Below are 12,830 nucleotides of genomic sequence, written 5' to 3'. Positions count from 1 at the left end.
TTACTCCGCGCCGGCCGCCGCACTGAGCTCACCGGCGAACTGGGTGAGCAGCGCGCGCGTGTCGCGCGTGGGACCCTTGCGCCGATGCCTGCCGCGAACCGCCAGTGACGCGATGACCTCGCCCCTGCGGCGGATCGGCAGAGCGAACTCGTCGATGCCCTCGTCGTACTCCTCCGCCGCGGCGATGAGCGCGTCTGCGCGGTCCCTCTCCAGCAGTGCACGCACGTCGTCCGTCGATCGGGCGGCCGTCGGGCCGCCCACACCGACGAACTGCACATCGTCGAGCAGCTGCTCGAGCTGCTCGGCAGTGTGGTCCCAGAGCAGCGCTCTGCCCGCACCGGTGCACCAGATGGGCGTCACGAGCCCTTCCCGGAGGGAACGATCGACCCCGTCGGCCGACCTCTCGCACCTCAGCAGCACGCCCCGCGGTCCGTCGGCGATCGTGATCAGCGCATTGACGCCGAGTCTCGAGGCGAGCGCCCGCAGAGCGGCCCGCGAGGCCCGCAACCAGGGCGCGTTGAGAACGGCAGCGGTGCGGAAGAACTCCGGCCCGGCCGCAAACAGGGCATCATCGTCGCGACTGAGGAGCTCCCGTGCGCGCAGCTCCTGCGTGAGCCGCGAGACCCGGCTGCGCTCGATCCCGGTGGCCTCCGCCAGACGGGAGGCGTTGAGCCCGGGACGAGCGCGGCGCTCCTGGGATACCGCGGCGTCGAGAAGCTTCAGACCCTGCACGAGAGAGGATGAGGCCGTCATCGTTCCTCCTTCGTGCGGGTCGAGATCACGGCAATCCTATCCGCCGGCGGCGACCGGACGACGCGGCAGGAGCCGCCCCCAGGCGACGTAGAGATCGGCAGCGATCTGACCGTGCGACCGCGCGACATCGGCCGGGGAGATCACCTCGTCGCCTTGCCGGCCGAACAGCACCACCTCGTCTCCCGGCGCTGCACGAGGGATGCTCGAGACATCGACGAGGAAGCTGTTCATCGCGATCCGATCCACGATGGGCGCGCGTCGTCCTCGCACCAGCACCTCGCCGGTGCCGCTCAGACTGCGGTGGAAGCCGTCGGCGTAGCCCAGAGGGATCACGGCCAGGCGCGCATCGTGGTCGAGGCGGTGCCATCGGTCGTATCCGACCGTGCTTCCGGCCGGGTAGACGTTGATCGCCGCGATCCGCGACACGACCCGCATGGCAGGCCGCAGTGCGCCCCCGACCGTGTCGGAGTCGCCGTACAGCCCCGCCCCGATGCGCACGAGGTCGAACCGCGACTCGGGCACAGTGAGTGCCGCGAACGTGGTGGCGCAGTGCCGCGCGATCCGCGCACCCGCGTGTCTCCCCGCGAGCACCTCCCGGGTCTCGTCATCGAATCGTGCCGTGCCGTCGGTCACGTCCGTCACGTCCTCGCACGGGAAGTGCGCGCACAGGCCGACGACATCCACCCACGGATCAGCGAGCACGGCGGCCACGGCATCCGCTCCCCCGTCCTCACCGAGGTCGATCCCGTCGCGACCCAGCCGCGTCGAGTTGAGAGACAGGTGCGCGCGCACCCGGACGCCGCGCGCTGCGGCGATCGCGCTCACGATCCGCGCGTGCTCGACTCCACCGATCCACTCCTCGACATCGAGCCGGATGCCGTCATCGATCTCGTCCCGGCCGGCGGGGCGCACGCGCATCAGACGTCCGGAGAATCCTGCGGCGCGGACGGCAGCCGCATCGTCGTTCGAGGCGACCCCGATGAGCGCGATGCCCTCGGCGATGAGCAGCGGTACGACCAGGTCGATCCCGTGGCCGTAGGCGTCGGCCTTCACGACCGCGCAGAACTCGACCTTCTCGCCGAGCTCTGCGCGGATGGTGACGACGTTGTGGGCGATGGCGCTCTCATCGATCTCCACCCACCCCGCCGCGGATGCGGAAGTCGTCACGCCTCGACGGATTCGGCCTCGTGATCGTGCGAGACCTCACGCGCGCCCCTGCGGCCGTGACGCCACCAGAAGTACAGGTAGCAGGCCCCGACGAAGGGGATGCCGAAGTAGAGAGCGGCCACCTGGTTCGGGTCGAATGCGATCGCGACGATCGAGATGAGCAGCAGCGAGAAGGCGACGATGGGCAGGGCCGGATAGAGCGGCGTGCGGTACGCCAGATCCTGCACTCGGCCCCCCTCGCGCACGAATCTGCGGCGGTGGAAGAACTGCGACGCGACGATCGACATCCACACCGCGACGACCGCGAACCCGGCGATCGACACCAGAACCAGATAGACCGTTCCGGCTGCCATCACGCTGGTGAGCAGCGAGACCAGGCCGATGAGGATGCTGACGCTCAGGGCGATGAGAGGCACCCCGCGCCGGGTGAGGCGGGTGAACGCCTTCGGAGCGTGACCCTCCTCGGCGAGTGAGAACAGCATCCTCGCGCAGGAGAAGAGTCCGCTGTTGCCCGCCGAGAGGAGCGCCGTGATGATGACGAAGTTCATGATGTCGGCGGCGTAGGGGACCCCGACGTACTGGAAGACGTCGACGAACGGGCTGCTGGTGACGCTGGCCTGGTCGTAGGGAAGGATCGCGGCGATGACCGCGATCGCTCCGACGAAGAGCACCACGAGTCTCAGCACCGTCGAGCGCAGCGCGCGCGGGATGTTCTTGGCGGGATCCTTGGTCTCGCCGGCGGCGACACCGATCAGCTCCGAACCGCTGAACGCGTAGAAGACGGCGAGGGCGGTGACGATCACGCCGCTGAATCCGTTCGGGAAGAGTCCACCGGGAGTCTCGAAGTTGCTGAAGAGCAGTGCCGGCGGATGCTCGGGCGACAGCGGCGTGAACCCGAAGATCGCCGCAGCGCCGAGCACGATGAGGCCCACGATCGCGACGACCTTGACCAGCGAGAACCAGAACTCGGCCTCACCGAACACGCGAGCCGAGATCGCGTTGAGCAGGAACAGGACCGCGGCGAAGATGAGGCACCACAGCCACACCGGAACCCCGGGGAACCAGCGCTGCATGAGAATGCCGGAGGCGGTGAACTCCGACCCGAGCGCGACGACCCAGCACAGCCAGTAGAGCCAGGCGGTCGTGAAGCCGGTCGCGGGCCCGATCGACCGGGATGCGTAGATGTGGAACGCTCCGGAGACGGGGTAGGCGACGGCGAGTTCGCCGAGGCACGCCATGACGAGATACACGACGAACGCGCCGATCAGGTACGCGATGATCGCGCCGAGCGGACCCGCCTGCGAGATCGTGTAGCCGGAGCTGAGGAAGAGGCCGGAGCCGATGACTCCGCCCAGCGCGATCATGATGAGGTGTCGGGCGTCCATCGTCCGCTGCAGACGCCGAAGAGGCACTTGGGTCGCCGTCGTGTGGGGCAGGACGTTGGGGAGGGACTTCTCCCCGGGAAGAGGCGTCATCGGAACTCTCAATCGGATTGTATGTGCATCATAGCCACAGCGATGTGTAAATGAAGCAATATGTGGGTGTCTGCGGGGACACTATCCCCTTCGAGAACGGCGCCACAAGAGCCGAACCCCGGAATCTCTCCTGCAGACGCCAGCTCCGACAATCCGGCCGGGACGCTGACATTCCGCCAGGGTCCCCTGCGGTTCTGACAGGCGCGCACCGACACCGCCCGCGCTGAGGATGGACTCGTGTCGGTCGGCGATGACGCCTGCGACAGCCCACGGAAAGAAGGAGAACCCCGGTGACTCACCACGACCTCGCCCTCATCGGCTTCGGAGGCGTCAACCGCGCCCTCGCCGAGATCATCCGCGACCGGGGCTCCGACCTCGCCGACGATCTCGGTTTCACCCTGAGAGTCGTGGCGATCACGGATCTTCGGTTCGGCTCCCTCATGCAGGCGGACGGCATCGACCTCGCGGCGGTGCTCGCGATGACGGGGGACGCCACCTTCGCCGGGATGCCGGGAGGAGACGCGGATCCTCGCAACGACCACGTCATCCGCACCACGACGGCGGGCATCATCGTCGAGGCGACCTACACGAACCCGATCGACGGCGAGCCCGCGATCTCGCACGTTCGCGCCGCCCTCGAGAGCGGCAAGAGCGTCACGACCACCAACAAGGGCCCGGTCGCGCTCGCGAGCACCGAGCTCAATCGTCTGGCCGAGGCGAACGGTGTGCGATTCGAGTACGAAGGATCGGTGATGAGCGGCACACCCGTGCTGCGGCTGGCGCAGCAGACCCTCCAGGGCCTCCGCATCACCCGCATCCAGGGGATCCTCAACGGCACGAGCAATTTCGTGCTCGGTCAGATGGAGTCGGGCAAGTCTCTCGAGGATGCCGTGGCCGAGGCGCAGGCGCTCGGCTATGCGGAGGCCGACCCCACCGCCGACATCGAAGGATCCGACGTGCAGCTGAAGGTGGTGATCCTCGCCAACGAGCTGCTCGGTGCCGAGATCACGACCGCCGACGTCTCTCGCGTCGGCATCAGCGGGATCACCGCGAGCGACGTGATCGCCGCAGCGGCGGCCGGCGAGCACTGGAAGCTCCTCGGCACGATCTCGCGCGACGAGTCGGGCGCCGTGACGGCATCCGTCGAGCCCCTCTCGCTGGGCGCCGACCACCCCCTCGCGGGGATCTCGGGTGCGACCAACGCGATCGCGTTCACGACCGACCTGCTCGGCACCGTCACGATGTCGGGCCCCGGCGCCGGCCGCCTCGAGACGGCCTACGCGCTGCTGTCGGACATCATCGCGATCGACGCCCAGCAGGCCGCGCTCGTCGGAGCAGCGCGATGAGCGCGCCCACCATCGAGGCCCCCGCGGCTCAGGCGCCTCTGCTGGAGGTGCTCGATCCCTACAACGGAGAGGTCATCGCCCACCTCGCGCAGCATTCGGTCGATGACGTCGAGGAGATCATGGCGAGGGCGCGGCTCGGCGCCTCGCTCTCGCGCGATCTGTCGCGGTTCACTCGGCACCAGGTGCTCGATCGCGCAGCGCGGATCCTCGAGGCGCGGGCAGAGGAGGCGGCGACGCTGATCGTCCGCGAAGCGGGGAAGACGATCGCTCAGGCGCGCAAGGAGGTGATGCGCGCCGTGACCACGATCTCGCTGTCGGCCGACACCGCACGCTCCTTCGACGGCGAGGTCATCCCCTTCGATGCGTATGAGGGCTCCGCGAACCGTCGCGGCTGGTACACACGGGAGCCGCTCGGAGTGATCCTCGCGATCACGCCGTACAACGACGCGCTCAACCTCGTCGCCCACAAGATCGGCCCGGCGATCGCCGGCGGCAACGCCGTGATCCTCAAGCCGTCGCAGTTCACGCCCCTGACCGCGCGCTTCCTCGTCGAGGTGCTGCAGGAGGCCGGACTCCCCGACGAGATCATCACGGTCGTCCATGGAGACCGGCAGGTGGCACAGGCGCTCGTCGCCGTGCGCGACATCCGCATGGTGTCGTTCACCGGAGGATTCGCCACGGGCGAGGCGATCGCCCGCACCGCCGGCCTCAAGAAGCTGGCGATGGAGTTGGGGGGCAACGCCCCCGTGCTGGTGTTCGCGGATGCCGACATCTCGGCCGCCGTCGAGGCCTGCGTGTCCGGCGCCTTCTGGGCTGCGGGGCAGAACTGCGTCGGCGCCCAGCGCATCCTCATCGAGCGCTCGGTGTACGCCGAGTTCCGCGACCGTTTCGCCGCTCGCACCTCGATGCTCCGGGCGGGAGACCCTGCCAGTCCGAAGACCGACGTGGGTCCGATGATCTCGGTCGCTGCGGCGACGCATGCTGAGCGCGTGGTCGACGATGCCGTGCGGTCGGGGGCTCGTGTGCTGGCCGGTCACCGGCGAGAGGGGTCGGTGTACTGGCCGACCGCACTCGAGAACGTCTCGCCCACGTGCGAGGTCTGGAGGGAGGAGGCGTTCGCCCCCGTCGTGATCCTGACGCCATTCGACACCGAGGACGACGCCGTCGCCGAGGCGAACAGCATCGAGTACGCGCTCCATGCAGCGGCGTTCACGTCGGACATCACCCGCGCGCTGCGGGTCGCCGACGCGCTCGACGCGGGCGGGGTCATGATCAACGACTCGTCCGACTACCGCATCGACAGCATGCCGTTCGGCGGCTCGAAGTACGGGAGCATGGGCCGCGAAGGGGTGCGCTTCGCATACGAGGAGATGACCCAGCCGAAGGTCACCTGCATCACCACCTGAGATCTCCTCGCGAAGGGGCAGGGGTCCGCGGGGGATGCCCTGCCCCTCCGCGAGGTCAGAACCGATCGACCACCCGCGTCAACGACACCGCGGTCACGGTGTTCGAGACGCCGGGCAGCGCGGCGAGCGTCTCCCAGATCTCGCCGATCCGATCCATCGACTCGGCCTCCAGCGTGACGAGCAGATCGAAGTCGCCCGAGAGCACGTCGCATCGGCGCACCTCGGGGATCTGAGCGATCTCGGACACGACGCCACCCCCGCGCATCCGGTCACTGCGGTAGACCATCACGACGGCTGACACCGCGGATCCGCCGGCGCGTCCGGCGACGACCGTGTAGCCCCCGATCATGCCCTGTCGTTCCATGCGCTCGATGCGCTGCTTGACCGCGTTCCGTGACAGATGCACCTGGGCCGCGAGTGCCACCAGAGGGATGCGGGCGTTCTCGGTGAGTGCCGCGAGGATGAGGCGATCGATCTGATCGAGGTGGAGTCGCTCCATCGTGACCTCCCGGAAGTGGCGCTGGTTGTGCACTATCAGCAATTGCGCATGTCTATTATGCACCTTATTGTGGTGTTGGCGCCGAAGCCCGGTGCGCATCAAAGGAGTCACCATGAGCCCTCGCCCCGACCGCAAGGATCCGCACACGCTGTCCGACCTCAGCCTGGCCGTGCACGCGGGCAATGTGCTCGATTCGACTCTGGCGCTGCGCACGCCTCTCGTGATGGCGAACTCCTATCAGCTGCCCGATGATCCGAGCGAGATCAGCTGGTCGGCCACGGCACCAGGCCTCTACACCCGCAACACCGGAGTCAACCAGGCGGCCCTCGAGCAGAAGCTGGCCGCGCTCGACGGCGCAGAGGACGCGGTCGCCCTCGCCTCGGGGGTCGCCGCACTGCATGCGGTCTTCTTCACCCACGTGCGCGTCGGCGACCACGTCGTCGTGAGCGATGTCGTGTACGAGGCCACCTGGCGGCTGTGGACCGAGCTGCTGCCACGACGGTACGGCCTCGAAGCGACGTTCGTCGACATCACCGACCTCGACGCCGTACGGGCCGCGATGCGTCCGGAGACGCGGCTCGTGTGCATCGAGGCGATAGCGAACCCGACCACGAAGGTCGCCGACGTGAGCGCGGTCGCCGAGATCGCCCACGCCGCGGGCGCCATCCTGATGGTGGATTCCACTTTCTCGCCACCGCCGTTCTACCGCCCCATCCGCGACGGCGCCGACCTGGTCGTGCACTCCCTCACCAAGTACCTCAACGGTCACGGCGACGCCATGGGAGGCTCCGTCTCGGGGCGTCGCGAGCTGATCGAGCCGATCAAGGCCGACGCCATGGTCGACGTCGGCGGCATCATCTCGCCGTTCAACGCCTGGCAGATCCAGCGCGGCACCGTCACCCTGCCGCTGCGCCTTCGCCAGCACTTCTCATCGGCGCTGCGGATCGCCGAGATGCTCGAGGCGGATCCGCGAGTGGAGTACATCTACTATCCCGGTCTCGAATCGCACCCCGACCACGCTCTCGCCGCACGCCAGTTCGGCGGGCGTGGCTTCGGGGGGATGATGGCCTTCGCCGTCGCCGGTTCCCCCGATGTGCAGAACCGGTTCGTCGCGAACCTCCGATTGATCACGTCCGGATTCTCGCTCGGTCATGATGATTCGCTCATCGTGCACACAGGCACCGACGGCGGCCGGGTGGCCACCTACCCGGCACCGTTCCGAGAGTTCGGGCACCTCCGTCTCTCTGTCGGCCTCGAGGACACCGACGACCTGGTCGCCGACCTCTCCGAAGCCCTGGAACTGACGTTCGGACGCGACTCGCGATAGCGAGGATCGCGTCCGAACGTCAGGCGTGGCGACGCCGGACACAGAGCATCGCGTTGCCGCATCTCCCCTCTGGGAGTGCATCCAGCGTCATCTCACTCCGTTCCCGGCAGGTGCTTCTCCGTTCCCGGCAGGTGCTTGCGTCAGTCGAAGGCCGGGGTGACCACCTTGCAGGTGACAGGCTCCCCCGGCGCCTCGGAGGTCGCCGTCGCGATCTCGCGCGTCCCGTCGATCATCACGCGACACGTGGCTATCGAGCCGGACGGCGGGGTCGCGCTCACCCGTGCGTCATCCCCGGCGAGCACGATCACCTCCCGCTCCCAGAGAGCCCCCTCCCCGCCAGAGGAGGCAAGAGCTGTCTGGGACCCCAGATCGGTCACCTCCGGAGACGCGCCTCGTTTTTCCGCGCCTTCGACTGCGACCTCGGTGAGCTCGACATCCTGGGGCCGGTCCACAACCACCTGATAGGTGACCGACCAGGCGTCACCGAAGCTCTGGTTCACGACGCTGCAGGCGGTGAGGGGGAGCAGCGTGATCGCGGCAGCAGCCGCGGCTAGGAACGGGCGGAGGAGGTTGCGCCGAGATGTACTCATACTTCAACCCTCACTCACCGCCGTCGTCCCGCGCGTCAGCCTGCCGGGGCATCCGGGTCATACCCGCGGATGATTTCACCCCCTCGCCTACAGAGCCACCGGACGCCGCCGGGTACCGTCTAGACCATGTCCACGTTCCTCACCGTCGTTCTCGCAGTGACGGGAATCGTGCTCGCGACTCGCGACCCGCGGCGACTGCTGCCGGGTGTCCTGCTCACGATCGCCAGCACGTCCCTGCTCCTCTCGATCGTGGACCTCCTGGTCGGCACAGGCGCGGTGCTGATTCCGCTTCCCGACCAGATCCGCGACATCACCTGGGCGCTGCTGCTTCTGCTCGTCCCCGTGCTCGCCAGCATCGGCCTCGGCTGCACGTTGGTCGCGAACGGGATCGTCATGATGAGACGAGAGGGAGGGTCGCTCGCCAACCGGCTGTCCCTGCTCGCAGGCGTCGGAGTGCTCGGCCTGCTTGCGGTGGGCGTCATCGCGGTACGGACCGACTGGGTCGAGTTGGCGGTCGGCCTCGTGTTCCTCATCGGCCCGGTCGGCTACATCGGGATGGGATTCGTCGCCTATCTCTGCTGGTCCGCTGTCTACTCCCGCCTCGCGCGACGGGCTCCAGCCCCTTCCGCAGTGATCGCTCTGGGGTCGGGGCTGCGGTCAGATGGAAGCGTTCCGCCCCTGCTCGCGCAGCGAGTGCGGTTAGGGGTCACCACCCTGCAACGCTTTCCCGACGCCGTCCTGGTGCTCTCCGGGGGACAGGGCGACGATGAGCCGCGCAGCGAGGCCGCCGCGATGCGCGAGTTCGCCGCATCGATCGGCGCCCCACCCGAGCGCATGCTCGTCGAGAGCGCCTCCCGCACCACAGAACAGAACCTCACGCTCACGCGAGAGCTCCTCGCAGACCGTGGCATCACCGGCCCCGTGCTGGCCGTCACGAGCGACTATCACGCCTTCCGTGCAGCCACGCTGCTTCGCACCCTCGGCATCACGGGGCATGCGATCGGCGCCCGCACCGCCCGGTACTACCTCCCCAGCGCGTTGCTCAGGGAGTACCTCGCCCTGCTGCGCGACCACCGACTGCTGAACACGATCGCACTCGCGACGCTCATGGCGCCACTTCTCGCGGCCATTCTCCTCTCGTTCGTCCGCTTCTGAACCAGGCCCACCGCTGACGGGATCCCGGGGCTGTCGCCGCAGCTCATCGCCCTCGCACGTCACCGCCCGTCGTCGCCGGTCTCCCTGGCGAAGAGCAGCAGCTCGGGAAGACTCGTCGCGAAGTAGTCCGTCGAGCCGTCGTCGCGGCGGGCGGCCGGCGGTGTGTACTGCGCCCTGGCCTCGCCCAGCGACGCCGGCGGGTCGGCGCGCGCGAGGCCGAGCGCGTCGTGCGTGGCATCCCACGCGGCGAGCGCCTGCCCCTCTCCCCCCTCCCACGGGCGGAAGCGACGCTCGAGGAGGATGCGGTGGGCGCGCTCGGCCTCGCCCTCGGCCACCAGCAGCCGGATGTACTCGATCGTGAAGTCGTCGCGGGTCAGCACCAGATCCTCCACGGAGCGCAGGCGGTCGAGTCGCTGCGCGGTGGGGCGCCCCACGCGGGCCGCGAGCTGATCCTGCTCGTAACGGAGTCGGGCGTCGCGCGGCGCGGCGGCGATCGCGCGCTCGTACAGCTCCTGCGCGCGAGCATCGTCATGACTGATGTTGTAGGCGGCGAGCGCGGCGTTGCGCAGGAGCACGGCATCCGCGCGACCGAGGGCGATCGCCCGCTCCCCGTGCGCAGTCGCCGCGTGACGCCGGCCGTGCGCGTACAGCAGCATGCCGAGCAGCGAGTGGGCGACCGCGTCGTCCGGGTCGACCGCCAGCGCCGCCTCCAGGGCGTCGAGCGCGTCGAGCCCGAACGGGAACGCCCAGGTCAGGTCGGCCTCGCGAGCGCGGCGACGTTCGTCGGCGGCCCGGGTGTCGTCACCCCGGCTGCGGTGGATCTGCGCGGCGAGGTAGTGGGCGATCGGGCGCACGTTGCCGCCCGCGGTCACGGGCAGTGCCACGGCATCCCCGAGAACACGCAGTGCGTCGTCGAGAGCGCCCGCGTCGCGCAGGTCCAGAGCGACATCGAGCATCAGCCCCGCATCGGATGCGATCTGGCGGCCGGCCAGCACCCGCAGGGTCGCGTCGAGCGGATCGGCGACCAGGGCGTCGGCGACGAGCGCATCGGCCGCGGCGTGCTCTCCCGCCCGCCGCTGGAGGATGGCCCGCAGCGCGATCCTGCGGGTGTCGTGGCCGACGATGCCGTCGAGGGTGTCGAGCACGCGCAGCGCCGCGCGGTTCTGCTGACGCGAGGCGAGTGATCGGGCGAGGGCGAGCCCGGACGCCGCCGCCCAGGTTCCGTCCCACCCGGCCTTGCCGAAGGCCTGCTCGGCCTCGATGCGGCGATCGAGTCGGCGCAGGATCAGGCCCCGCAGGTGGAACGCCTCGGCATCGGCCGGATTCGCGTTGCGGCGGGTGAGCCGAGCCAGCGCCCGGTCGACACGATCGAGCGCGCGACCGTAGTCGCCGGCGCGGTAGTCGCGGTCGGCGAGGGCGAGATTGGTGCGCACATCACCGGGATCCCGCTGCAGGGCGGCGTTCCAGTAGCCCGATGCCGAACGTGTGGGGTGTCGATACTGACTCAGGTGCAGACCGGTCAGATACAGCTCCTCGACGGAGTCGATGTCGTCGGGGAGCGGCGGCTCCTCGGCAACCCACGGCTCCTCGGCCGCGGCGATCGACGGGGTCCAGCGCACGAGCACCTGCCCGGAGGCGCCGAGCAGTTCCACCCTGAGGTCGTCTCCCTCGTCGAGTCCGTCCGGGCTCTCGGCCGCGACCGTGAGCGGCACCCCGGGCACGAGATCGTGTGTCCGCGAGGCGAGCACCGCGTCGCCGCGGAGGATGCGCGCGGTGGCCCCCGCCTGCTGTGCGGTCACCGCGAACGAGGCCTCGATCTCTCCCTCGCGGTCGACGTGCACCGCGGCATCCGGTGTCGCCTGGTGCGCGACGCCGATGCCCGGGATCGGGTACCAGTACTGCGTGAAGACCTTCGTCTCGCCGGGGAGGATCCAGGTGAAGTCGGGCTGATTGTCGGTGTAGACGCCCGCCATGAGCTCGACGTACGGCCCGTCGCCGTCGGTCAGCTGCGCGTCCCAGGCGTGCCCGAAGGGCGCATCCCCCCAGGTCCACTGCTTCTTGCCCGGCGACACCCGCCGCTCGGCCCAGTGCACGAACCCGGCCCCGGCGGCATGGTCGTACCCGCCGAAGAAGTCCTGGGCACTGTCGACGATCATGTACGACGTCGGCACCGGGATGTTGCGATACCAGTCGATGCGATCGGCACCGGGATGCTCGGCGGCCAGCCCCGGGTAGTCCACCCCGTAGTACTCGCGATCGGCGGCGGGGAACCGCGTCAGCGCGCGACGCGCGTGGTCCGCGACGTAGCCCACGTCCTCCGGGAAGAACGACTGGTAGTCGTCGTGCACGCGCGCGGCGACGTTCGCCCACCACAGGAACGACTGCCGCTCGTCCGTGCGGTTGTGCAGGCGCACGGCGAGCTCGACCACCGAGCTGTGCGCGCGCAGGCGCACACCGTGCTGCGCCGACATGCGGGCGAACGGGTCGTGATCGTGACACCACACCGTCACCGTGCCGTCTTCGCCGACCTCGATCGAGGTCTCCACCGGCAGGTAGGTGGCGGGGCGATGGTGCTGCGGCCAGTTGAACTCGACGCCGCCCGAGATCCAGGGCCCGGCGAGACCGACGAGTGCCGGCTTGATGACGTTGTTGCGGTAGAAGAAGTCGTAGTCGCTCGTCTTGTCATAGCCCACATGGATGCGACCGCCGAGCTCGGGCAGCACCACCAGCCGCACGTACTCGTTCTCGAGGTGCACGGCATCCCACTCGCGGACCACCGCCTCGTCGGCGACGCCCTCGGTGAAGGGCAGCGGATACACCCGACCGCTCGACCCCTGATAGACGCGCTGATCGAGGTACATCGGATACACGCTCGGCGCATCCGCCTCGTATGTGCGGATCGCGAGCGGCTGCCGCCAGGCCACCGCCTCGCCGCGATCGAGCGCGGCGAGCAGCTCGGCAGGCGGCTCGGGGAGCACGAGCTTCTCGTGATCCGCGTGTGCGGAGGTCGGTTCCTCGATCATCGTCGGCCTCCTCGTCATGACCCTCGGCGGGTCACCTCCGACGCTACGAAGGCGGCGCGGGCGGAGCTATGGTGAGATCGAGGAACATC

At 69.2% G+C, this 12,830-nt stretch carries 10 protein-coding genes; 4 read left to right on the top strand and 6 right to left on the bottom strand.

Translation table 11 applies throughout. From position 1 onward, the window contains the following. Genes DXT68_RS01460 through DXT68_RS01450 form a run of 3 tightly spaced genes read right to left on the bottom strand, consistent with a single transcriptional unit; the run spans position 1 to position 3,395 of the window. Positions 1–753: an IclR family transcriptional regulator domain-containing protein gene (locus DXT68_RS01460; protein WP_045254471.1), complete on the bottom strand. Its 753-nt coding sequence runs from the start codon at positions 751–753 to the stop codon at positions 1–3. A gap of 36 nt (positions 754–789) precedes the next feature. Continuing rightward, positions 790–1,920, bottom strand: a complete 1,131-nt coding sequence (gene alr, locus DXT68_RS01455) for an alanine racemase (protein ID WP_052677754.1) — start codon at positions 1,918–1,920, stop codon at positions 790–792. Continuing rightward, the gene (locus DXT68_RS01450; protein WP_082068949.1) at positions 1,917–3,395 is read right to left on the bottom strand and encodes an amino acid permease; all 1,479 of its coding nucleotides are present in this window, start codon (positions 3,393–3,395) and stop codon (positions 1,917–1,919) included. The genes alr and DXT68_RS01450 overlap by 4 nt, the downstream gene beginning before the upstream one ends. Positions 3,396–3,685: 290 nt before the next feature. Between DXT68_RS01450 and DXT68_RS01445 the strand changes: the two genes are divergently transcribed. Further along, positions 3,686–4,741, top strand: a complete 1,056-nt coding sequence (locus tag DXT68_RS01445; protein ID WP_045254473.1) for a homoserine dehydrogenase — start codon at positions 3,686–3,688, stop codon at positions 4,739–4,741. Further along, positions 4,738–6,147 carry an aldehyde dehydrogenase family protein gene (locus DXT68_RS01440; protein WP_045254474.1) on the top strand — a complete coding sequence of 470 codons (1,410 nt, stop codon included), beginning with the start codon at positions 4,738–4,740 and terminating at the stop codon, positions 6,145–6,147. The genes DXT68_RS01445 and DXT68_RS01440 overlap by 4 nt, the downstream gene beginning before the upstream one ends. Positions 6,148–6,202: 55 nt before the next feature. On the opposite strand, the gene DXT68_RS01435 is transcribed toward DXT68_RS01440, so the two are convergent. Then, positions 6,203–6,646 (bottom strand): Lrp/AsnC family transcriptional regulator, encoded by a 444-nt coding sequence (locus tag DXT68_RS01435; protein ID WP_045254475.1) that lies wholly within the window; start codon positions 6,644–6,646, stop codon positions 6,203–6,205. Between the two features lie 112 nt (positions 6,647–6,758). On the opposite strand from DXT68_RS01435, the gene DXT68_RS01430 reads away from it, so the two are divergent. Further along, a complete protein-coding gene (locus DXT68_RS01430; RefSeq protein WP_045254476.1) occupies positions 6,759–7,973 on the top strand; it encodes a trans-sulfuration enzyme family protein in 1,215 nt (404 codons plus the stop codon). Positions 7,974–8,113: 140 nt separating this feature from the next. Here DXT68_RS01430 and DXT68_RS01425 read toward each other — a convergent pair whose 3' ends face one another. Then, complete coding sequence (locus DXT68_RS01425) at positions 8,114–8,563, bottom strand: hypothetical protein (RefSeq protein WP_052677755.1); 450 nt, start codon at positions 8,561–8,563, stop codon at positions 8,114–8,116. 126 nt (positions 8,564–8,689) lie between these two features. Here DXT68_RS01425 and DXT68_RS01420 point away from each other — a divergent pair, with 126 nt between their 5' ends. After that, a complete protein-coding gene (locus DXT68_RS01420) occupies positions 8,690–9,718 on the top strand; it encodes a YdcF family protein (protein ID WP_045254477.1) in 1,029 nt (342 codons plus the stop codon). A 59-nt stretch (positions 9,719–9,777) separates the two neighbouring features. Here the strand turns inward: DXT68_RS01420 and DXT68_RS01415 are convergent, their stop codons facing one another. Next, entirely contained in the window at positions 9,778–12,741 is a 2,964-nt protein-coding gene (locus tag DXT68_RS01415; protein ID WP_082068950.1) for a DUF5107 domain-containing protein, read from the bottom strand. Positions 12,742–12,830: the final 89 nt, after the last annotated feature.

Origin of the sequence: Microbacterium foliorum, assembly GCF_003367705.1 — a bacterium.
GTDB lineage: Bacteria > Actinomycetota > Actinomycetes > Actinomycetales > Microbacteriaceae > Microbacterium > Microbacterium foliorum.
Note: the sequence above shows the minus strand (reverse complement) of the source record. Positions and strands in the feature narration are given on the sequence as shown.

Coding starts and splice junctions, on each gene's coding strand:
- DXT68_RS01420 (WP_045254477.1), top strand. CDS start 8,690: ATGTCCACGTTCCTCACCGTCGTTCTCGCAGTGACGGGAATCGTGCTC.
- DXT68_RS01430 (WP_045254476.1), top strand. CDS start 6,759: ATGAGCCCTCGCCCCGACCGCAAGGATCCGCACACGCTGTCCGACCTC.
- DXT68_RS01450 (WP_082068949.1), bottom strand. CDS start 3,395: ATGACGCCTCTTCCCGGGGAGAAGTCCCTCCCCAACGTCCTGCCCCAC.
- DXT68_RS01435 (WP_045254475.1), bottom strand. CDS start 6,646: ATGGAGCGACTCCACCTCGATCAGATCGATCGCCTCATCCTCGCGGCA.
- DXT68_RS01460 (WP_045254471.1), bottom strand. CDS start 753: ATGACGGCCTCATCCTCTCTCGTGCAGGGTCTGAAGCTTCTCGACGCC.
- DXT68_RS01440 (WP_045254474.1), top strand. CDS start 4,738: ATGAGCGCGCCCACCATCGAGGCCCCCGCGGCTCAGGCGCCTCTGCTG.
- DXT68_RS01425 (WP_052677755.1), bottom strand. CDS start 8,563: ATGAGTACATCTCGGCGCAACCTCCTCCGCCCGTTCCTAGCCGCGGCT.
- DXT68_RS01415 (WP_082068950.1), bottom strand. CDS start 12,741: ATGATCGAGGAACCGACCTCCGCACACGCGGATCACGAGAAGCTCGTG.